This is a genomic window from Bradyrhizobium japonicum USDA 6, assembly GCF_000284375.1.
Lineage (GTDB): Bacteria > Pseudomonadota > Alphaproteobacteria > Rhizobiales > Xanthobacteraceae > Bradyrhizobium > Bradyrhizobium japonicum.
Window position 1 is genome coordinate 4,395,531 of sequence record NC_017249.1, and the last position, 18,205, is coordinate 4,413,735.

The window sequence follows — 18,205 nt, forward strand, 5'->3', positions numbered from 1 at the left end:
TTTCCTTCAGGTGTTGGTGTTTTGGGAGGGGCGAAAGGCAGCTTTGACCACGTCGTCCGCAGCCTCTTTCAGAATGCCCGCCACATCCTGCGTCATACGACTGGCGTGGGTGCCGAGATCGGCCTCGGCGACCTTTTCCGCCGCCGCGTCGGCTGCCGACGTGGTCGTCTCTTTCGCTGCCTCGAATCCGGATTGGGCCGCAGCGGCCGCAGCCTGTTTCACGCCATCGCTGGCCCGACCCATCACCTTGCCTTCAGCCTTGGTCTCGGGAAGAGCCGCAGCGATGATAGCGCCGATCGCGATGCCCAGGCCTCCGATCAGAGCAGCATTGTCGCCGATGGTCTGACGGGCCTGGTCAGGCGCGTTCGTCGCCGCATCCTTGGCTGCGTCGATGCCACTCTTGAGTTTTTCACCTGCAAAACTGGCAGCTCTTGTTGCGCCTGTCCGCAGATCATCCGCAAGGCCGGCGGCCCGATCTTGTGCGTCTTCAGCCATGCCAGCGGCTCGGCTTCGAGCGGAGGATAGCTTTTCTGTGGCGTCGCCCTGCATGGCCCGGGCACCCTCCGTCAACTCCTCGAGCATTTCCCCCGCTCTATCCATTGCCGGACCGGAAGCGTCCGCAGCGCGATCACGCACCGTCTTCGAGGTCAGGGCAAGCCCGGCGCCGATCATCAGAAGTGGCAACGGGACACCTCGCGCCAATCGCAGCAGCGGAATGCCTACTGCAGCGCCCGCGGCCACTGCGCGCATGGGATTGCTCATGATCTGCTGCTTGAGCCCTTCAATCCAGCTTTGGGTCTTGTGGCTGACATATTCGGAGACTTCCGATTTAATGTGCTGCGGCGAGACCTTGTGGCGGATGTCCTCGGCGGTGTCCGATATCTGGTCCCTTAGTCGCCCTACCGTAGCCGCCAGCTCTGCGCGGTTGCGCTCGGACTCACGCCTCAACTCCTCCACTGATCGCGCCATCGCTTCACCCTCTTGCTTTATTTCTTGTGCTTTAATTCTTGAATCTGAGGACGAACACGCGTTTTGTTGAATCGTTCCTAGCTGAACAAGGATGACGTGCCGCCGGCCAAACTTTCTGCTGCGCGCAAGGCTTTGGTACGTGAAGAAAACAGCCTCGGAGCAGCGGTGGTGTGCCGGGAGGAGAGCTCGGGGAATGTTGCGTCGGTTCGTAGGATCTTCGCAGGACTCGCGCTTGCGCGGGCGGGCACAAGCGATCCGATACGATCGGCGGCACTGCCTGCCTTGTTGAAGTTATCGGGAGCTCAAATCGAGACATTCTGCCGCGGCATGCGGAAATGCGTTCGGGCAAATTCGCTTCCCACCTAAGCCGGGGCCCTGTGGTTGTTACCGGGCATTGGTGCGCATGCTCGTTGACCGGTTCGGCGAGTCGGTCGGCGAGCCCCTCAGTCTCGGCAGGTGCGACCGGCTCGCTTTGATCCTCGACCTCCACGGGGAAGTCGTCTGCTGTAAGTGAACCTGCCCGTGCGGCACCTCGACGCGTTTGGTCCTGCTCCAGCTTAGGAACGAAGGTTACAGCGGTCGGTTGCAAGCAAATCATGAAGATTGGCAAGATGGCGCTCGTAGCTGCACTTGTGTTCGGATCGATCGCTGCCGCCTCCGCGCAGGGTGGCGCTGGGGGCGGGGCCGGAGGAGCGGGCGGAGCAGGGGCCGGCGCGGGATCGGGCGGAGCCGGCGGCGCGGGTGCGGGATCAGGGGACGGCGGAGGCGCAGGTGCGGGATCTGGGGGCGGCGGCAATTCTCCAGCCGCGACCAGCGGTCAAGGGGCATCGAGCAGCCCGAGTTCGGCTAACCCGGGGGCGACCATGAATGACCCGAAGATGAAAGGGAAATAGAAGCGAAAGAAATAGCCCGCTGACATGATCGATCGGGCCGTTTTTCATAAAGCTGTCGCGTAGCGATTGAGGCTGCGTTAGGCCGGCCGGGAGGAGACCGGTGGCAAGAACGTTGGTGTCCAAGGCCGATCTCGAACTGATCGCTCTTCAGGAGATCCGGCACGTTCCCGGCGGGGAGCTCGTTATCTCCGTCGAGATTGAACACGACGACGCGGAACCCGATGGCCTGAATTGGCGACTGCTCGTGATTGCTAAAGACGGCGCGAACCTCGATCGCCTCCAAAACGCCGCTACTACAACGAGCCATCGGCTGAAGCGTCGATACCAACTTGTCATCAAGAGCGGCAACTCGGCGGGTGGCTGAGGCTAGAGACTGGCCCCCAACACCAACAGAACGGCACCGATTGCCGCAAGGAGAATGCCCGGCCAGTTCGCCCAAGAATCGCACGCCGCGCCGCGTCGGCTCTAGTGTATCGCCAGCGAACCGACTAAGCGATCCTCGCCAAACCAGCGCCAACATGCGGCGCCTGGTGAAGGAGCTCAGCCCGCTCAGCCAACTTAGGACGCGCCTAGCCGTCGGGCGCGTCCCCTAGCCACAACGCACTGCTATGCGCGAATGCGTTGCGTCTGTTTGCAGAAGTCCTCATCCATCGCGCCACTCACACCGAACTTCAGTTGGGCGGCTTCAGCTCACCGGCGAGCCAGCCTACCGCGTCCGTTTTCATCGGATCCACGGCGGAGCGGACCACTTCGGTACGCTCGCAAGTCGAGCACTCGAAGGTGCGCTCATCGAATCCGCGGGGGCCGGGAGAGATGCGCGCCAACGCCATCCGGTGCTTGCACACAGGACACATCGGACGCTCGTTGGTCGAGACAGCCATCCCTGAAATCTCCACCGCCGATGATACGCCGTCCGCAGCTGGAGTCTTCAATATTCGCGCACGAAGAACCTTCCGAGGAGCGCCAAAGAGAACGAACCGGAGCCCGGTCGGCCTGGGTTGACGGTCGTGCTCATGGCATCACCTCTGCAACCGGCAGCGGTCGACCGGGCCCTGGCTCCTTGAAGGCGACCGGGAAGGTCGAAGCAGAAAGGCTTTGCAGAGCGGCCTCCTCCTCGGAAAGCCGCCTTTCGATAAACTGCCGTTCCAAAGGTGAAAGCTTGGTACGCAGGAGCCGGCGGTAGCGGCTGATGTTGTTGTGATGGGCACGAAGGAGGGCCAGGTTCTCGTCCATCATCATCTGGGCCTCCGAACCTCCGCCGCCGCAGCCGCACGTTCGGTCGAACGGAGACGGTAAGGCTTTCCGCCGGGCGGCATCCGGGGGCCACCGTCCAGGGCGCGCAACGCGTCCAAGATCTCGTCGATCGACACCGGCTTCTTGAGGCCCGCGGGTGCGCGCATGGATGGGCAAGAGGCGATCGCGGGCGCGTCGGACGCCCATGATGCCAGGATTGCGCGCTTCTCGGCCAACGTCAGGGCCGGATGATCCAGCACGTCTCTCGGTGCTTCAAACACGGTGCCGGGATGAAGAAGAGCGTTGAAATCGAAAACGTTGTCGTCAGCGGTCGTCGGCCGCATGGTCCTCTCCTTTTCATTGACAATGGATGGAGCCGCACGATTTGTCGCGCGGCTCCAATGGCGTCTGGGCGGCTAGGCGGCGGCCTTAGCTTCCAGCTTTCGCATGTTGCTGGCCGAGGCATCACCGATGGCAATTCGGCGCGGCTTCATGGCTTCCGGGATCTCGCGAACAAGCTCGATGGTCAGCAAGCCGTTGTCGAACGCGGCGCTTTTTACCTGGACATATTCGGCCAGGTTGAACTGCCGCTTGAAACCGCGGGTCGAGATGCCGCGATAGAGAAAATCGCGCTCGGTCTTGTCGGATTTGCTGCCTTCGACCGTCACCACATTCTGTTCGGCGGTGATGCCAATGTCCTCGGGCGAAAACCCGGCGACCGCGAGCGAGATTTGATAGCGATCGTCCGCCAGCCGTTCGATGTTGTAGGGTGGATAATTGTCCTCGCTGGCCCGCTGAGCCATTTCTGCGAGGTCGAAAAGGCGGTCGAAGCCAATGGTCGAGCGCCAGAGGGGTGCAAAATCGTAGGTGCGCATAGCCAAATCCTCCTGAGAGCAAGATGTCTACGAGCGGCACCGGACACAACCGGTGCCCGTCTCTTGGCCCGGGCCCATGAGGCACCCGGACGCCATCGTTGGATGGCGACAAAAAAATTAGCAAAGCCGGTTTTGGTTTCAAGAGGGGGCTGGAAAAAATTTCGCCACCGATCGCCGCGCCGTTATAGGTCCTCACGCAACCCCTTAAAGAACGGATGTCGCACTTTTCCTTCGGCCGACTTGGCCCGGTACTCGATCTCGGCGAGCAGCTTCGGTTCGACCCAGATGCCCCTGTGCGCGATGCGCTTGGCGTAGGGCTGCGTCGGTCGGATCAACGGCTTCAGGCGCTTTTGGAGTGCAGCGGCCGAGACCTTGTCGAAGCCGTGGTCGACCTTGCCGGCATAGATCAGGTCGTCGCCCCTGCGCCGCGCGAGATAAATGCCGTCCCATTTGCCATCATCGAGCGCGAAGCCGGCAATCGTCAGCGTCTCGCGTTGGGCGCAGGTCTTCTTGACCCAGTTGTTGCCCCGGCCGCTCGCGTAGATGCTGTCACGCACCTTCGAGACCACGCCTTCGAGCCCGACCTTGCAGGCGTGCATGAACATCTCGCGGCCGTCGATCTCGAAGCTTTCGCTAAATTGGACGTCGCTGCCGGCTATGATCTTCTTCAGCGCGGCCTTGCGCTGGAGCAGGGGGACTTTCCGTAGATCCCGGCCGTTGAGATACAGCAGGTCGAAGGCGACGAGCACGATCTTAGTCGAGGTGCCCTTTAGCTCGTTCTGCAAGACGGAGAAATCGGTGCTGCCGCCGGCGGCCGGCACCACGGCCTCGCCGTCGATGATCGCCGAGCTCGCCTTAATGTGCCATGCGTCGTCGGCGACCTTCTTAAAGCGTTTGGTCCAGTCGTGCCCGCGGCGGGTGAAAACGGTGACAGCTTCGTTGGCGAGATGCACTTGGACGCGATATCCGTCGAACTTGATCTCATGAATCCAGCGCTCGCCGGATGGCACGCGGTCGATCGAGGATGCCAGGGCCGGCTCGATGAAGCCGGGGAAGGGTGCCTTGACGCCTAGCGCTTCTGGCTTTTTTCGCTGGAAGGCCACGATCTAGACCAGGCGCAAACTGTACTGCCGGGTGTCCTGGGCAGCGTAGCGATCGACGAATTCTTGGAGATGCGAAGGAACGTCGGTGAGCTGCAGATTGCACCGATGCTGGATCTCGCGAGCAACGTCCTCGGAAACGTCTTCTGACCAGCGCTCGGACGTGTTGAAGGCAATAACCTTGATCGGACGTCGATACTCGCCGGCGAGGAGGTCCTGGATGACCGTCTCGAGGTCTGCCGATTCCATGTCGGTTTCGCGCCAGGCGCTGCCTGCGCGCCCGAAGTCGTCCGCCACTAGATACACGGTCGGTTCATCGGCCGGGACGATGGAAGGGGTCCACCGGGACTGACGCATACGCAACTCCACGCAACAGAACCGGGATTCAATTTGATCCGCGCCGATTTGTTCCTCTGGTTGGAACTGCGAGTTACTCTGCGCTTTTATAGCGAGAGGCAACCAGCGGAGAAAACATGGCAGTCAATAAACCGACCGGCGACAACGCTCGCAAGGGCGCGGTGAAGAAACGCTCGCAGACCAAAACGACAATTGGCGGAGCTACCGGATATACAAAGCGCGACAGAACGTCCGGCGAGTTCATGGCCGTGAAGAAACCGAAAAAGGCGAAGAAAGCTGCCAAGAAATTCAAAGGCGTGCGGGTCGAAAGAGCCAAGAAATCCGCCAAGCGGGGGCGCTAGACGTCGGTGGCCGAGGTTTGATCGTCTAATGGACACCGAGGCCGCCGACTGACGCGGCCTACTCGTCGATTTCGCGGAGCTTGTCTTCCAGTTCCCGAACGAGCGTCTGGATACGCTCATAGGTCTGTTGGGTCATGCGCAAAACGTCTGGCTATTTGCCGATAGCGGAGTATCCGCATTTCCAGCTCAACGCGTTCGTTCTTGGACTGCACGGCACCAATTCCATCACCTTTCTTTAAGTATGCCGGAACAGCCGTTTAGTTTCGATTTAGGCCACCGCCCGTTTGCCGAACGCCAAGCCGTCGCGCTTGGGACGAGGCGCTCTGGATATTTAGGAGTACTTCCGCGAAATTATCAGAAGTTGCGCCGAAAGATGATGCAAGGCCGCCTCGGTGGTGGCGCCGCCCGTTAGTCATCGACCTTCGCCCATGTATGTTTACAACCATGAAGGGAAGGGCGATCCTCATGGCAGACCGCTTTGTCGTTCGGTACGAGCATCCCAAGAACGGCCGATTCACAGTGCTGGACACTTCAATAGATCAGCCTGCAGTCACGCCGGACGGGACGCCTTTAACTGGACTCTCTCATTCAACGGCAGAGGTTGTGGCCGAGAACCTGAACAAGGGCGACGCTCCGCCCGCCCTCAATCGTAAAAAAGGCAGCAGGCTGCGCCTGCACATGACTTGAAGAATCAAAAGTTGAGCGCTGCCTGGTCACGCTGCTTGGGCCCCAGCATCGGGCCGGGGGCTTAATGATGCTGGGGCCTCCGGACAGGCTCTTGTCTCTCAAGGAAACAGTCACCGCAAACACAAGCCGATCACTGACAGAGCGTTCCTAAGTGGGGTTGCTTGACGCACTCGTGGATGCAGCTCGTGAAGCAGTCATCGCAGGGTCTCTGGATCAGCGCTTTGCTGTCGAGGTCCGCAATGGAATGGGGCCTGTTCTCGAAGTAACGGCCATCTTCAATTCCAGGATTGTTAGAAGGCAATGAAGAGGCCGCCTCAGTTGGCGGCCTCTTCATTCGCGCTGTTGGCTTATTCGCCAACAGCGGCGCAGAAGCCCGACGCTTCATGAAGACCGCTTGGGGCCAAGTGGGGACACGCTGCTAACGCGACGAGCGCGGTTCTAGCGTTCGACTGGCCGGAAAGAGCAAGCACTGTGCTCCGGACCGTGGGCCAAGGCGGGCGGCTTTAATTCATCTTCTCACGGAGTTTTCTTATTATCTCGCGCAGGTCGTTAGCGTACTCCTCAATGATCCGGCGAGCGTCCTCCAAGCGCGTTGGCTTGGGCTCGGGCTTATCGGATTGGGAGGGCTTGTTCATGGCAGAGCCTTGAACCTAGCTCGCCGGCAACCCCATTGAGCTATATCAAAGGACTAATCGCTTTAGCTCTCTCAATAGGCAGTCGCGGTCATCGATGTGGAGGGATTGTCTATCCCTCATCGTCGCCGAACGGCCCCTCGCGCCTTTTGGTATCAGGGTTGTGCCGGACCCTGCGGATCGAATTCGGCAAGCCGTCGCCTACCGAACTGCTCGCCGATTCCTCCGACGATACTGTCAGACTGAATGGGCGTTCGCCGGAGGGCACGCGGTCGATCGAGGCTGCCAAGGCCGGCTTGATGAAGCCGGGAGGGTGCCTTGACGCCTAGCGCTTCCGGCTTTTTTCGCTGGAAGGCCAACGCTACACGAGGCGCAGGCTGAATTGCTGCAGGTCTTGCGATCCACCAACTCCTGCAGGTACGACGGCACGTCGCTCAGGTGCAGATTGCAACGACGCTGGATCTCTCGGGCGATGTCCTCGGAAACATCTTGCGACCAGCATTCGGCTGTGTTGAAGGCGACTACCCGGATCGGCTTGCGATATTCTCCGGCCAGCAGATCCTGGATGACGGTCTCCACCGCGCTCTCCAGGTCTGCTTGCACCTAGCGCTGCCATTGCGGCCGGAGTTGTCTGCAACCAAGTAGACAGTCTCATCGCTGTTCGGGGCGATCGACAAAAGCCATCGGAACTGACGCATAAGCAACTCACCCAACGGAACCCGGATTCAATTTGACGCGGACCGATTCGTTCCTGAAGTTAGAAAAGGCACTGCAAGGCAGGATTCGCAAGTCTAAGTTGCCTCAGGGAGGAAACATGGCGGTCAAGAAGCCCACCGGCGACAACGCTCGCAAAGGTGCGGTCAAGAAGCGTTTGCAGACGAAGACGACATTGGGTGGAGCTTCCGCCTTCACTAAGCGCGACAAGGCGTCCGGCGAATTCATGGGCGTCAAGAAGCCCGCGAAGGGCAAGAAGGCCGCAAAGAAATTCAAGGGCGTGCGGCTTGAGAAGAAAGCTACCAAAAAGAAAAAGGCAAAGAAGAGCTAGGCGGCTCTTCACGTGCGCCCTGATCTGGACGTTCGCTCAATCCTGATCTCAACATAGCCCGCGTCAGAGTAACGCGAGCGGACAACGAGTTGCCGGGAGGAATTACCCGAACCCACCCTTCTTCGGATTTGCCGCAGTGGTATTCGATTTGCTACGCGTCGTTCAAGAAAACGCGGATTTCGAATCCGTCGAGCAAAAGATTGCAATAATGCGATAGCCTTCTTCGTCGCAACTTCTTGCAACCGGCCCATGATACTGCGGCTTTCCAATCAAGAGCTACCCGTCTTAGCAACGTATGCCTGACAGCAACGCTGCGCCGCCGCGGCTTGAACTGTTACGCAGTAACATTCTCCAGACGCGCCTTTCATCGGAGGAACCGGAACAATGCTCTGGCCCAGCGGTTGACGGCGCATCAACAACCACTGGAGAGAGTGGACATGAAAACCCGTCTTGCGATTTCATTGGCTGCTGTGTCGCTGCTGGCGGCGTCGAGTACAGCCTTTGCCCAGTCGACGACCGAACAGGGCGCTAGGGACGGCGTGCGTGCGGGTGGCGAAATCGGTGGCCCGGTCGGCGCGATGGTCGGCGGCACCGTCGGTGCGGCCGTTGGCGCCGGCCTCGAAATTCCGAATGCCGTGCTCGGCGGAATCCCGCGCGACGACTCCGTCGTGATCCACGAGCGCGTCGTCGTCGGCGAGCCCTTGCCCCCGACCGTGGTCTTGCGCCCGGTGCCGAACTACACCGAGTATCGCTACGCGGTCGTGAACGACCGCCGTGTCATCGTCGAACCGCGCACGCGCCGGGTCGTGAAAATCATCGACTGATCGGTCAAGGCGTGTAAGGCCCCGCGGAGCGTCACTCCGCGGGGCCTTAGTTCGTCATTGCCGAATTGGCGCGAACCGCCGGTGCGGTTGGGAGATCGTCGTTGCGAGAAGGCCGCCAGGCAACTGTGGCGGGCTTCTCGTGCTCGAGGCCGCCGAGCCGGGTGTACGATAATGGCGGAGAGACGGCCCGGCTGCAGGTGCCGGCGAGCCAGCGACGACTCAAATAATTGCCCGCGCTCGTCGTCCCTATTGGGGCCATTCTTCCAAAAATGGGCACTGGCTTTTGTCCGACCTTAGGCGCCGGCCGTACTTATTGGTGCGGGAACAAGTGGCAATTCCACGGGTTTTCGAACCGTCTGTGTTGCATGGTTATGCGCCGAGGCATCGATGAAGACCAAGCGATCCGGGAAGTTGTCGCACTACGATAAGATGGCCGCCTCCGCTCAGCAATTTTTCACGGAGGCGACGGCCTGTCGCGAGGAGGCGGCTCGGAGCCTCGACCAGGTCGATCGAGAAGGCTGGTTGAAGCTTGCGCGCGAATGGACTGAGCTCGCGCTCGCGGCCCAGCAGGGCCAGATTTTCCGCCGGGATTAGTGGGGCCGTCTCACACCGTTGTCATATCGGAGTAACGTATGCGTTCCTCGCCCTCGATCGTGCCGGCCGGCCGCCTCGACCACAACATTGCTGAGTGCCGCGAACATGCGGATCACTACAAGAGACTTTCTGACCACTACAAGAGACTTTCTTCCGCGAGCGGGATCTCCAAGGACCGCGCCACCGCACTGAGAAACATCGCCCGAACCTATGTCGGTTTGGCTGGCCAACTGGATAGACTGGCGTCTCTCGCGAGGAACGAGCAGACAATGGAGGTGAAGTAAGGCGGCACTGGCCTGCTTGCAACTTCACGGGCGCTGTTCGTATTTCAAAATTTGCCAACTTTTCCCGACCGCGGTTACTACCTTTTAGTTGATCGGGAATATAACGGCGGGATCACTTCTGTTTACCCGATGCCCGCAGAAAAAGAGCAAGAAGACCGAAGGGTCACCTTCGAGCATCCGTTGCCAGCGCAAATGATGGCCATCGATGGCACGTGGCGTCGCGCGTGCACGCTTAAGGAGGTCTCAAATGTCGGAGCGACACTTCAAGTTGAGACCTCGATTGAGGGGCTGACCCTGAACGAGTTCTTTCTTCTGCTTTCGTCCACTGGACTTGCCTATCGTCGCTGTCAGCTCGAACGAGTAAACGGCGAAGAGTTGCGGGTCAGCTTCATCCGCGAAAAGGTCAAGGCCAAAAAATCCTCCGACAGGAGCTAGACCCCGGATTTCAAGAGTGCCAGACTTTCCCGGGAACCTTTGGCTTGTGTGCACTTTGTAACCTCCAGTTTGCACGTGCTCGGGGGAGAACTATGACGGAAGTGCTGCCGACGGTTCTTCTGGTAGAAGACGACGATGCGATCCAAGGCATTGTCGAGGATGCATTGAGGGAGGGGGGCTTCGAGTCCACCAGCGCCAAGAGCGGCGAGGAGGCGGTAACTCTGCTCAAGAGTCGGCTCGTTGCATACTGCGCTCTAGTGACTGACATCAATCTGTTAGGAAGCCTCGCCGGCTGGGAGGTCGCGCGGGCTGCGCGCGAGACCGATCCCAATTTGCCCGTGATCTACATATCGGGCGCAGCGGCCCACGACTGGCCGGCGCAAGGCGTTCCCAACAGCATAATTCTTCAGAAACCGTTTGCCCTCGCGCAGCTTACAACGGCGGTCTCTCAGCTCCTTAACGAGCGCTCGGCGGCCGATTTAGGCAAGGCTTGAGGCGAGACATGACGCAGGCGTCAATACTCCTTGTGGAAGATGAGGCGCTTATTCGAATGATGCTTGTCGAGATGGTCGAGGAACTCGGACACAGGGTCATCGCTGAAGTGGGGAATATAGATGATGCGCGATCTATTGCTGAGATTGAAGGATACGATCTCGCGATCCTCGACATCAATTTGCATGGTACGAACGTGGGGCCCGTTGCCGAAGCAATAAGGAGACGAGGGCTGCCGTTCTTTTTCTTGAGCGGATACGGCAGCAGCGGCGTGCCGCACGGATTTGAAGGAACGCCCGTCTTAGTCAAACCGTGCACGCTGGATAAGCTCAAGCACACAATCGATACTGTTTTGCCGAACGGAGAAACTTAAAAGCGCAAGACAACCGTTGCGGTTGCCCTTTGCGAAGCAAGGCCGCCTCAGTTGGCGGGCTACCCCGCCCAGCACCTTTCTATTTGCTCCCCGGGCGGCGTCCCGCTTTCATGCTTCGATAACCAGCGGCTCGATCGCGTATCTGAGCCCGGCGCCAATCCGCTTCAATTCATCTTCTCACGGAGCTTTCGGATGAACTCGCGAAGGTCATTCGCTTACTGGGGCGGAGAGAGGGCCCCGGCTCCGGGGGGCAAGGGGGTTAGGCCGGGGCCGCTCCGCCAGCTCTGGCAGCAAGCCAGCGACGACTCAAATATTCGCCTGCTCTTGTCGTTCCCCTTGAGTCCCTTGTCCCGGAAGAAAAGGGCCCCAGCTCAAATGGGGGATGAGCCGGGGCCTAGAGGTTAACCCTCGGCGAGCCCGAGGGCGTTGGGAAAACTTGGCAAAAACCACGATGTTCCTAGCTCGGTCAGAACCCCGCGGCCAACAAACGGTGGCCTAATTAGGAACGCCGTCCGGTATCTGCTCTTGTCCTCTATCACCGGGACCGATCAAGGCGCCCCCTGACTGAGAAACGCGCTGCGCTCCCCACCCAAACGGAGGACCGCCTATGCCGCGCTATTACTTCCATATTTTGAACGGAAAAATGCTGATCGATGACGTCGGCGTTGAAGTGGCCGATACCGAAGCAGCGAAACTTGAAGCAGTGAAGTACGCGGGTACTGTCCTGACCTCCGAGCATCCCACCGACATGTGGAAGGGGATACCATGGGAGATGAAGGTCACGGACGGCCCTTTCCCAAATGAAGGTCGGACTTTGCTCACCCTCACGCTAACCGCTGAAATCAACTCCAATTAGGTGCTGTTGTCGGTCGCTAATTTGGAAACTTAACATTCGACAAGGAAAATCAAATCCGCTCCCTACGATTATCCACTCATCACAGAACGGAACTTGGCTTTTATCTGTGACGATAACGCCACTTGCGCTCCCGCCTTCCTCGAACGGGAAAGGAGCATGGCATGTCCCAGCGGCGTCGTTTCAAACAACACCTTCCGCTTCAAGATCGATTGGCCGAATGGGCGAAAGAGGTTCTCAGCATGTCAGGTGTTTCCACTTGGTCCCGAGCGAGACGCCCTTATCAGGAAGGCTCGTCAAGCCGACATTGCGAACCATCTGGACGATTGGGCCAAGTCACCGGGTTGCAGCCGCCGAGGTGAGGGCCATGATCGAACAGCCCCATCTCAATCGGTATTCAGTTCACGCACGCATCTGCCTTGGCATTGCAGCCTTTGGCGCCGCACTGTTTGTCGCGGCGCTGTTCATGGGCATGCGGTAAGGACGCCTCGGTGGGCTAGTTTGAAAGTAGCGGTGGCCTAGTTTGAACGAATCTGACTTTCGATGGTCCAATAGGGGAGACCGTCGGAATGTCTGTCGTGCCCCATCAAAACGAGCGCGTAGAACTAGCGATGAAGCTTTTGGACTGCCGCCAAAAGCTGCGGCGGACTGGCTGGGACGTGGAACGGGCCAAGAGCTTACGCGACGAGATGGACCGGCTAGAACAGAAGCTCCGCGAGATAGACGAGTAAGGGGCGCCTCAGTTGGCGGCCTCTTTCCTCCTGCTTCGTCCCCACGTGTGATGCCTCCGTGCTGCTTGATCGGGTCCGGTCATCTGCTCCTGGGCGCGCTAATGGGCAAAAATGACGTAGAGGAGAGCAGCCCCCAGCAAAACTCCCAAAATCGTGTTGGCATCCGGGGCATGCTGGGGCCTCCGGACAGGCTCTTGCCTCGTTAGGGAAGCAGTCACCGCAGACACAAGCCTTCCACCGACAGTCTGTTCCTCGGTGCGTCTACTCTGCGAGCGTGAGCGGCCCAACCGCCTTGAGGGCTGGATAGGACGGAGACGCCAGGACCGCCTCACGCACCGGCTTGCGGCGGCACGCGCAACGAGGATGTTCCGCTAGAAGAGAGCGCCAGATGTAATGTTCCCGGATTGAACAGTTGAAATCCCGAAAGAGTTGGTGTGCGGGAGGATGTTCAAATGAAACGCGACCGGTTCAAACAGGATAGAGCGTTAGGCGAACGGCTCATCGAAGAAGCTAGACAAGCACGGGAAGGGGTAGAGCAGTTGCCCCTGGGGACGGAACGGGAGGACCTTTTGAGGAAGGCCCGCGCAGCCGATATCACCGCCCATATTGACGAATGGCTGAAATCGCCGGACTTGCAGCCACCGAAGTAGTGTCATGCAAGACATGCCTCCGTTCTGACAAGAGCGCAGTCGTCGCACTTGAACAGCCGGCTTTCGGCTTGATCGCCTACGTGCCTCATTGGCTTCATGCAAAGCTCACACCGATGGACGGGGAGAGCGCGGCCGCCATCGCTGAGACGCAGCTTCACTACCAGGCCCCCTGCGCCTTTGCGCATAGGAATTTGATTTGTGCCGAAGTGGAAAATCATCATGCTTCAAGCCCTTCTCGTAATGCGAGGTATTCGGGCGGCGGTGGCGCGTTTGAAGGTCGCCGACGGTTTCTCCCCAGGCAATGCGCCGCCGGCTAAAAATACGCTGTCCCGGCGGCAATGCTCAGACCAGCCCCGAGGTGGAGGGACAAAAATCTCGGATGCTCATTGGTGTAGAACGACGATGCAAAGGTTCAAGGAATGAACCCGATGCGGGCAAACATCATGGAGTAGCGCTAGGCAGCGAGCAGCCACACTGCCGAGCTGGCGACTGTCGCCATAGGCCTTTCGACAGAGTTACTTAATACTTGAACTCTGGCATCGACTTGAGTTGGTCTTTCGTGACGTTGATAACGGCTCGGTCGGGAAACCATTCGCGCGCAGTCTCGGACGTCATTCCTTCGGTCGTTTTCCCAGCCTTATTAGCGAATTTTAGGCTGTTCATCGCGACCAGCACATAATGCGTGCCCATTCCCAAAAAGCCGCCTGCCTCGATGACAAGACCCCTTACCCGGCCCTGAGAGTCGATGATGATGTCATAAACGTCGCCGACTTTGTCGTTGGCTTCATTGTAAACGTTGACGCCCTTCATTTTTGCTGCGCTCCAGTCTCCCGCAGCGGCGATTGGCGCGGCTGCTTCGGACGCCGTGTGAGCAGGAGTCTGGGCGAACGCCGCGGAAGCAAAGAGCAGAGCAGTGATGGTGGCCAATGTTCTCACGTTATCCTCCCTAGCTGGAACCTAAAAAACAGAAGCGCTCGGCATTCGTTCCTAGTGATGCGCAGGAACGGCCTTCACTAGTATTCGTTGATGCTGCACCGATTAAACCGATCAGCAGGAGGTAGCGTCATGGATTGGAACCAGGTCGAGGGAAACTGGAAGCAGGTCAAAGGCAAGATCAAAGAGCAGTGGGGAAAGCTCACTGATGACGATCTCGACGTGATCGACGGGAAGCGAGATCAACTCGAAGGCAAAATTCAGGAGCGATACGGCTATCAGAAAGACCAGACGAAGAAAGAGGTCGATGATTGGTACGGACGTCAGACTTGGTGAGCAGTTGATTTGAAGAGGCGGGTCCGGTGAGGTGAGGGCGGATTGCCCTCCGTCGCGTGCGATGGGCCGCAGGCGCATCCACTGAGTTACGCCTCGGCCGACGCTGCTACGCTCCGCCAGCTCAGGCAACGAGCCAGCGACGACTCAAATATCGCCCGCCGTTGTGGTCCCTTTTCAAAACTCAAGCCGGCACTAACCGTATTTAACCCAGTGTCCGAAGCTGATTAAGGGGCTTAACATGGTAGAAGGCAAGCCAGGGCGGGAGGCGCTCCCACGTTCCACGCGGGCAACAGAAGGCAGAGCCAGTGATCAACATTGCTGAGTGCCGAGAACATGCTGACCTCTACAAGAGACTTTCTGGCGCGAGCGGCATTTCCAAAGATCGCGCCGACGTCCTGAAAAACATCGCCCGAACTTATGTGGGTTTGGCTGGCCAACTGGACAGACTGGCTTCTCTCGCGAGGAACGAGCTGAGGTAGGTGGCCGGCCTGCTTTCGGCATCAGTCGCCTAGTTTGATTTGGGCGTGGCCTGTTTTACGAAAGAAACAATTTGAGGTTGGCGTCGTTCATGGTCTGATGAGACGGTATTATTTTGACATCAGAGAGGGTGACGAGATTTTCCCGGATGAGGAAGGTCTAGAGTTCTCAACCATAGAGAAGGTGCAGGAAGAGGCGGCGCGCTCGCTTGCCGATATGGCCAGAGATGCCGTCCGCGCCTTAGGGGGCGATAGCCAAAAGCTGTCGATTGAAGTCCGGGACGAGAGCGGTCCGGTGCTCCAGCTCAAATTCACATTCGCGGTCGAACGGCGCAGGCATTGAGGCCGCCTCCGTTGGCGGGCTGTGTTCCTTCTGTCGGGAACCCGAGTTCTGGTTTATGGTCCGGAGATCACCGCCCCGTCCGAGGCGCCCATTGGTGACTGAGAGTGCTTCATGCTCCCGCCCTCTATGCCAAGCGGAAGCCGTGTGTGAGAAGTGCGTTCAGTACGACGACAAGATCGCCCGGTATCGGCGCCTGTCGCTCGGAATCAACGACCGACAAACGCTGGACGGAATTGCAGTCCTGATCGCACAGGCGACGGACGCAAAAGCCGTCGTCCATCCATTCCCGCCCAAAGACTGAGGACGGGCTATTTGTGCGGCGAGGTTTCGCCTTTCATAGCTCCTTGCTGGCATTCAGGCGTTCGCCGTTGCATGTTTGTCCCTATGGAGACGCGCGAAGACTTCCTGCTTAAGCTAGCGACGGTTTTGGATGACGTCGGGTCGAACCAGAAATTGATAATTCGGGACCGTTACATCGAGCGTGCGTTTGGCGGCACGCGTGCCATCGCGATCGCAGAGGCGGAGGTCTTTGCCCGGGCGCACGGCTGCACTTTTCGCTACAACCGCATCAAGCGCCAAGGAGAGTTCACCCGTGCTTATCCGGCAGGCGGCAGGGCGTGAGGTGGCTCGTCGAGAGCGCGGGCTACTGCTGGTCGTTGGGTGCGGAAAAGCAAGTCCGGCGGCCGGTTCACGCTGGCGGGCCAGAACTTCAAGTAAGCATCCAGACGGAGAAAACGACACAGAGGCAGCTTGCACCTATGAATGCGAGACCCAAAAAGAAGCGCTCGGCAAGGTCCATTTCCATGGCGTTCCCCTCCGGCTGCCCGCGATAAGTAACATTCAATTGTGACCCGAGGTTCCCGCGTTATCGCGTGGAACTTGTGTTCACTAGGGCACAGACCACGGAACTGCCCGCGCGTTAGGCTGCAACAACTCAAACCCAACGGTTAGGACCCGTAAGATCGAGGTGTGTCATGCAGCGACGCCGTCGTTTTAAACAAACTGTGTCCCTCGAAGAACGTCTTGCCCAAGAAGCCGCACGCTTAAGAGAGCTAGCCAAAAAGCTCCCTGCCGGCTTCGAGCGAGAAGCTCTCCTCCGCAAGGCCAGACAGGCCGAGACCGGCTCGCACTTGAGCGAGTGGTTGAGATCACCCGGACTGCAGCCGCCAGAATAGGAACACGCGAACATTTCTTCTATGCTCTCCCTCGAATGAGGGCGGCTTATGACCCGGTACTACTTCGACATCCGGGACGACACTGGTTTGTACCCGGACGAGGAAGGTCTGGAATTCGACACTCAGCAAGAGGCCGAGGTCGAAGCCGCTAGGTCGCTTGCGAACTTGGCAAAGGACTTTGCCACCATACGGCAGGACGTTTCCGTGGAAGTGAGGACAGAAGTTGAGCGGGTGTTTCAAGCCGCATTCATTTTCGACAGAAGTAGGACGAAGCAGTAAGGACGGTTCCTATTTGCGAGTCAGCAGATCTTCCCCGGACGGCATCAGCTTCACATACGTGCCGCTTTCGTGCTTCCACAACCAACCGCGCTCGATCGCGTGTTTGAGCCCGGCGCCGAACTCGCTGCCACTGCCCTCCAGCTTGAACAAGAAGGGCGCGTTGATCCTCTCGATATAGATTCGGCCGTCCTGTACGGCCTCGACGCTGGCTGCGAGCTCGACGAGCTTGCGAGCGGCCGCCTCCGGATCTGCATAGGGTCGTTCTTCGGTGTGCTTCATAGGCGTGTCCCATTGGCCGCCTGCGCGGCGGTGATATGTGCGCGGTGCTGGTAGCTCTCCGCCGGTCTCCAGCTGTCGAATGTGGTCCCGCAGATGCAGCGCATACGCGTGCTCCGGATCTCGCTGTCGAGCTTCTCGCTCCGCGCCCGCTTGGCCGCCATCGCGGCGCGCCAGTCGCGGTCTTGGCGCCATTCGGCGAAGGCATTGTGGGTGATGTTCGGCTGTAGATCCGACCAAGCGGTCTCGAAAGCCTCGCGCGCGGCTTCGAAGGTGGCGGCTATGCCACTCCGCCATGTGCTTGGCTCCATGCCGGGATAGAAGCCGACCGACCAACCCCATTGATCGGCGTGCACATGCACGCCGGTGCGCACGCCGATCGCGCCGATGCGGACGTCGGTAAAGTAGATATGCCAGGTCTCCTCATGCGGATTGTCGGCGCGGCGGCGGGTGAGGGCGGTGTTGATCATGGCGACAGGATAGGGGCTAGCCGAGCCTTGAGCCAGTCGCTGGGGCTTGCGCGTGGTCTTGGGCCGAGCCCAATAGGTTGGTCAATAGGCTGCCCAGAAGCCGCCGTACCGATGCGCAGCGGTTCTGGTCGTTTTGAACCCCTCGCTACCGCTTTCTTCGCTAGGCATTTTCAATTGGTCCATTTTCGGGGAATGAATCTTTGCGCAATTATTGCGAGTTGGCCCAAGCCATTCGTGCAGGTTCAACCCTGATTGCGGCCTTCTTGTCGTTCGTCATCCGCGAACGCATCTTCATCAAAGGAGATTGGAATAACGGGAAAAATTATTGCTACTAGCCTTCATCACGTAAATTTTTTCATGACCTCAAGCCCTGCAGCGATGCCGGGCTTTTCTTTTGGTCCGGCGCAAGGATAGGTCGTCTGCCATCCCGTATGATTCCGCGAGCGGCGAAAGCGGTCAGCCAACGATTTCCGCAATCTCGATTGGCGCCTTCGCTGCGCAAAGGGCGCGACCAGTGCGCTATGGGTCACACCCGGAAGAACTCGGCCT

General features: G+C 59.1%; 28 protein-coding genes. 17 read left to right on the forward strand and 11 right to left on the reverse strand.

All coding sequences use genetic code 11. From position 1 onward, the window contains the following. Positions 1–6: 6 nt before the first annotated feature. Positions 7–969 (reverse strand): hypothetical protein, encoded by a 963-nt coding sequence (locus tag BJ6T_RS20595; RefSeq protein ID WP_014494406.1) that lies wholly within the window; start codon positions 967–969, stop codon positions 7–9. Positions 970–1,977: 1,008 nt separating this feature from the next. Between BJ6T_RS20595 and BJ6T_RS20605 the strand changes: the two genes are divergently transcribed. Then, positions 1,978–2,226, forward strand: coding sequence for a hypothetical protein (locus BJ6T_RS20605; protein WP_223153919.1), 249 nt, complete (start codon positions 1,978–1,980; stop codon positions 2,224–2,226). A gap of 307 nt (positions 2,227–2,533) precedes the next feature. Here BJ6T_RS20605 and BJ6T_RS20610 read toward each other — a convergent pair whose 3' ends face one another. From BJ6T_RS20610 to BJ6T_RS20635, 6 genes are all read right to left on the reverse strand, one after another. Next, the gene (locus BJ6T_RS20610) at positions 2,534–2,743 is read right to left on the reverse strand and encodes a hypothetical protein (protein WP_014494408.1); all 210 of its coding nucleotides are present in this window, start codon (positions 2,741–2,743) and stop codon (positions 2,534–2,536) included. 130 nt (positions 2,744–2,873) lie between these two features. Continuing rightward, the gene (locus BJ6T_RS20615) at positions 2,874–3,098 is read right to left on the reverse strand and encodes a hypothetical protein (RefSeq protein ID WP_014494409.1); all 225 of its coding nucleotides are present in this window, start codon (positions 3,096–3,098) and stop codon (positions 2,874–2,876) included. Then, on the reverse strand, positions 3,098–3,439 hold the full coding sequence (locus BJ6T_RS20620) for a hypothetical protein (protein WP_014494410.1): 342 nt from the start codon (positions 3,437–3,439) through the stop codon (positions 3,098–3,100). Before BJ6T_RS20620 ends, BJ6T_RS20615 begins: the two co-directional genes overlap by 1 nt. Before the next feature lie 72 nt (positions 3,440–3,511). Then, on the reverse strand, positions 3,512–3,970 hold the full coding sequence (gene hspD, locus BJ6T_RS20625) for a small heat shock protein HspD (RefSeq protein WP_014494411.1): 459 nt from the start codon (positions 3,968–3,970) through the stop codon (positions 3,512–3,514). A gap of 182 nt (positions 3,971–4,152) precedes the next feature. Further along, positions 4,153–5,073 carry a non-homologous end-joining DNA ligase gene (gene ligD / locus BJ6T_RS20630; RefSeq protein ID WP_014494412.1) on the reverse strand — a complete coding sequence of 307 codons (921 nt, stop codon included), beginning with the start codon at positions 5,071–5,073 and terminating at the stop codon, positions 4,153–4,155. A gap of 3 nt (positions 5,074–5,076) precedes the next feature. Then, positions 5,077–5,427, reverse strand: a complete 351-nt coding sequence (locus BJ6T_RS20635) for a hypothetical protein (protein WP_014494413.1) — start codon at positions 5,425–5,427, stop codon at positions 5,077–5,079. Between the two features lie 116 nt (positions 5,428–5,543). Here BJ6T_RS20635 and BJ6T_RS20640 point away from each other — a divergent pair, with 116 nt between their 5' ends. Beyond that, positions 5,544–5,768 (forward strand): hypothetical protein, encoded by a 225-nt coding sequence (locus BJ6T_RS20640; RefSeq protein WP_014494414.1) that lies wholly within the window; start codon positions 5,544–5,546, stop codon positions 5,766–5,768. Between the two features lie 465 nt (positions 5,769–6,233). Further along, positions 6,234–6,455 (forward strand): hypothetical protein, encoded by a 222-nt coding sequence (locus BJ6T_RS20645; protein WP_141378549.1) that lies wholly within the window; start codon positions 6,234–6,236, stop codon positions 6,453–6,455. An 869-nt stretch (positions 6,456–7,324) separates the two neighbouring features. Here BJ6T_RS20645 and BJ6T_RS48475 read toward each other — a convergent pair. Next, on the reverse strand, positions 7,325–7,666 hold the full coding sequence (locus BJ6T_RS48475; RefSeq protein WP_225894826.1) for a hypothetical protein: 342 nt from the start codon (positions 7,664–7,666) through the stop codon (positions 7,325–7,327). Between the two features lie 235 nt (positions 7,667–7,901). Between BJ6T_RS48475 and BJ6T_RS47330 the strand changes: the two genes are divergently transcribed. From BJ6T_RS47330 to BJ6T_RS20695, 9 genes are all read left to right on the forward strand, one after another. Then, on the forward strand, positions 7,902–8,132 hold the full coding sequence (locus BJ6T_RS47330; protein WP_028170169.1) for a hypothetical protein: 231 nt from the start codon (positions 7,902–7,904) through the stop codon (positions 8,130–8,132). 437 nt (positions 8,133–8,569) lie between these two features. Further along, positions 8,570–8,956 (forward strand): DUF1236 domain-containing protein, encoded by a 387-nt coding sequence (locus BJ6T_RS20660; RefSeq protein ID WP_014494417.1) that lies wholly within the window; start codon positions 8,570–8,572, stop codon positions 8,954–8,956. Positions 8,957–9,343: 387 nt separating this feature from the next. After that, positions 9,344–9,550, forward strand: a complete 207-nt coding sequence (locus tag BJ6T_RS20665) for a hypothetical protein (RefSeq protein ID WP_014494418.1) — start codon at positions 9,344–9,346, stop codon at positions 9,548–9,550. 38 nt (positions 9,551–9,588) lie between these two features. Further along, positions 9,589–9,834 (forward strand): hypothetical protein, encoded by a 246-nt coding sequence (locus BJ6T_RS20670; protein WP_014494419.1) that lies wholly within the window; start codon positions 9,589–9,591, stop codon positions 9,832–9,834. A 51-nt stretch (positions 9,835–9,885) separates the two neighbouring features. After that, positions 9,886–10,269 (forward strand): hypothetical protein, encoded by a 384-nt coding sequence (locus BJ6T_RS20675; RefSeq protein ID WP_014494420.1) that lies wholly within the window; start codon positions 9,886–9,888, stop codon positions 10,267–10,269. A 92-nt stretch (positions 10,270–10,361) separates the two neighbouring features. Continuing rightward, complete coding sequence (locus BJ6T_RS20680; protein WP_014494421.1) at positions 10,362–10,763, forward strand: response regulator; 402 nt, start codon at positions 10,362–10,364, stop codon at positions 10,761–10,763. Between the two features lie 8 nt (positions 10,764–10,771). Next, complete coding sequence (locus tag BJ6T_RS43735) at positions 10,772–11,134, forward strand: response regulator (RefSeq protein WP_014494422.1); 363 nt, start codon at positions 10,772–10,774, stop codon at positions 11,132–11,134. A 607-nt stretch (positions 11,135–11,741) separates the two neighbouring features. Continuing rightward, positions 11,742–11,990 carry a DUF6894 family protein gene (locus BJ6T_RS20685; RefSeq protein ID WP_014494423.1) on the forward strand — a complete coding sequence of 83 codons (249 nt, stop codon included), beginning with the start codon at positions 11,742–11,744 and terminating at the stop codon, positions 11,988–11,990. A gap of 1,180 nt (positions 11,991–13,170) precedes the next feature. Continuing rightward, complete coding sequence (locus BJ6T_RS20695) at positions 13,171–13,368, forward strand: hypothetical protein (protein WP_014494425.1); 198 nt, start codon at positions 13,171–13,173, stop codon at positions 13,366–13,368. A 519-nt stretch (positions 13,369–13,887) separates the two neighbouring features. On the opposite strand, the gene BJ6T_RS20705 is transcribed toward BJ6T_RS20695, so the two are convergent. After that, entirely contained in the window at positions 13,888–14,304 is a 417-nt protein-coding gene (locus tag BJ6T_RS20705; RefSeq protein ID WP_014494426.1) for a PRC-barrel domain-containing protein, read from the reverse strand. A 129-nt stretch (positions 14,305–14,433) separates the two neighbouring features. Between BJ6T_RS20705 and BJ6T_RS20710 the strand changes: the two genes are divergently transcribed. From BJ6T_RS20710 to BJ6T_RS20725, 5 genes are all read left to right on the forward strand, one after another. Further along, a complete protein-coding gene (locus BJ6T_RS20710; protein WP_014494427.1) occupies positions 14,434–14,637 on the forward strand; it encodes a CsbD family protein in 204 nt (67 codons plus the stop codon). A 576-nt stretch (positions 14,638–15,213) separates the two neighbouring features. Beyond that, a complete protein-coding gene (locus BJ6T_RS20715) occupies positions 15,214–15,456 on the forward strand; it encodes a DUF6894 family protein (protein ID WP_014494428.1) in 243 nt (80 codons plus the stop codon). Positions 15,457–15,828: 372 nt separating this feature from the next. Then, positions 15,829–16,077 carry a hypothetical protein gene (locus BJ6T_RS20720; protein WP_014494430.1) on the forward strand — a complete coding sequence of 83 codons (249 nt, stop codon included), beginning with the start codon at positions 15,829–15,831 and terminating at the stop codon, positions 16,075–16,077. Positions 16,078–16,430: 353 nt separating this feature from the next. Beyond that, positions 16,431–16,631, forward strand: a complete 201-nt coding sequence (locus BJ6T_RS48480) for a hypothetical protein (protein WP_014494431.1) — start codon at positions 16,431–16,433, stop codon at positions 16,629–16,631. 48 nt (positions 16,632–16,679) lie between these two features. Further along, positions 16,680–16,910 carry a DUF6894 family protein gene (locus tag BJ6T_RS20725; RefSeq protein WP_014494432.1) on the forward strand — a complete coding sequence of 77 codons (231 nt, stop codon included), beginning with the start codon at positions 16,680–16,682 and terminating at the stop codon, positions 16,908–16,910. A gap of 9 nt (positions 16,911–16,919) precedes the next feature. On the opposite strand, the gene BJ6T_RS20730 is transcribed toward BJ6T_RS20725, so the two are convergent. Together BJ6T_RS20730 and BJ6T_RS20735 are read right to left on the reverse strand one after the other, a co-directional pair. After that, positions 16,920–17,189, reverse strand: a complete 270-nt coding sequence (locus tag BJ6T_RS20730) for a hypothetical protein (RefSeq protein ID WP_014494433.1) — start codon at positions 17,187–17,189, stop codon at positions 16,920–16,922. Further along, entirely contained in the window at positions 17,186–17,656 is a 471-nt protein-coding gene (locus BJ6T_RS20735; protein WP_014494434.1) for a hypothetical protein, read from the reverse strand. The genes BJ6T_RS20730 and BJ6T_RS20735 overlap by 4 nt, the downstream gene beginning before the upstream one ends. Positions 17,657–18,205 lie beyond the last annotated feature (549 nt).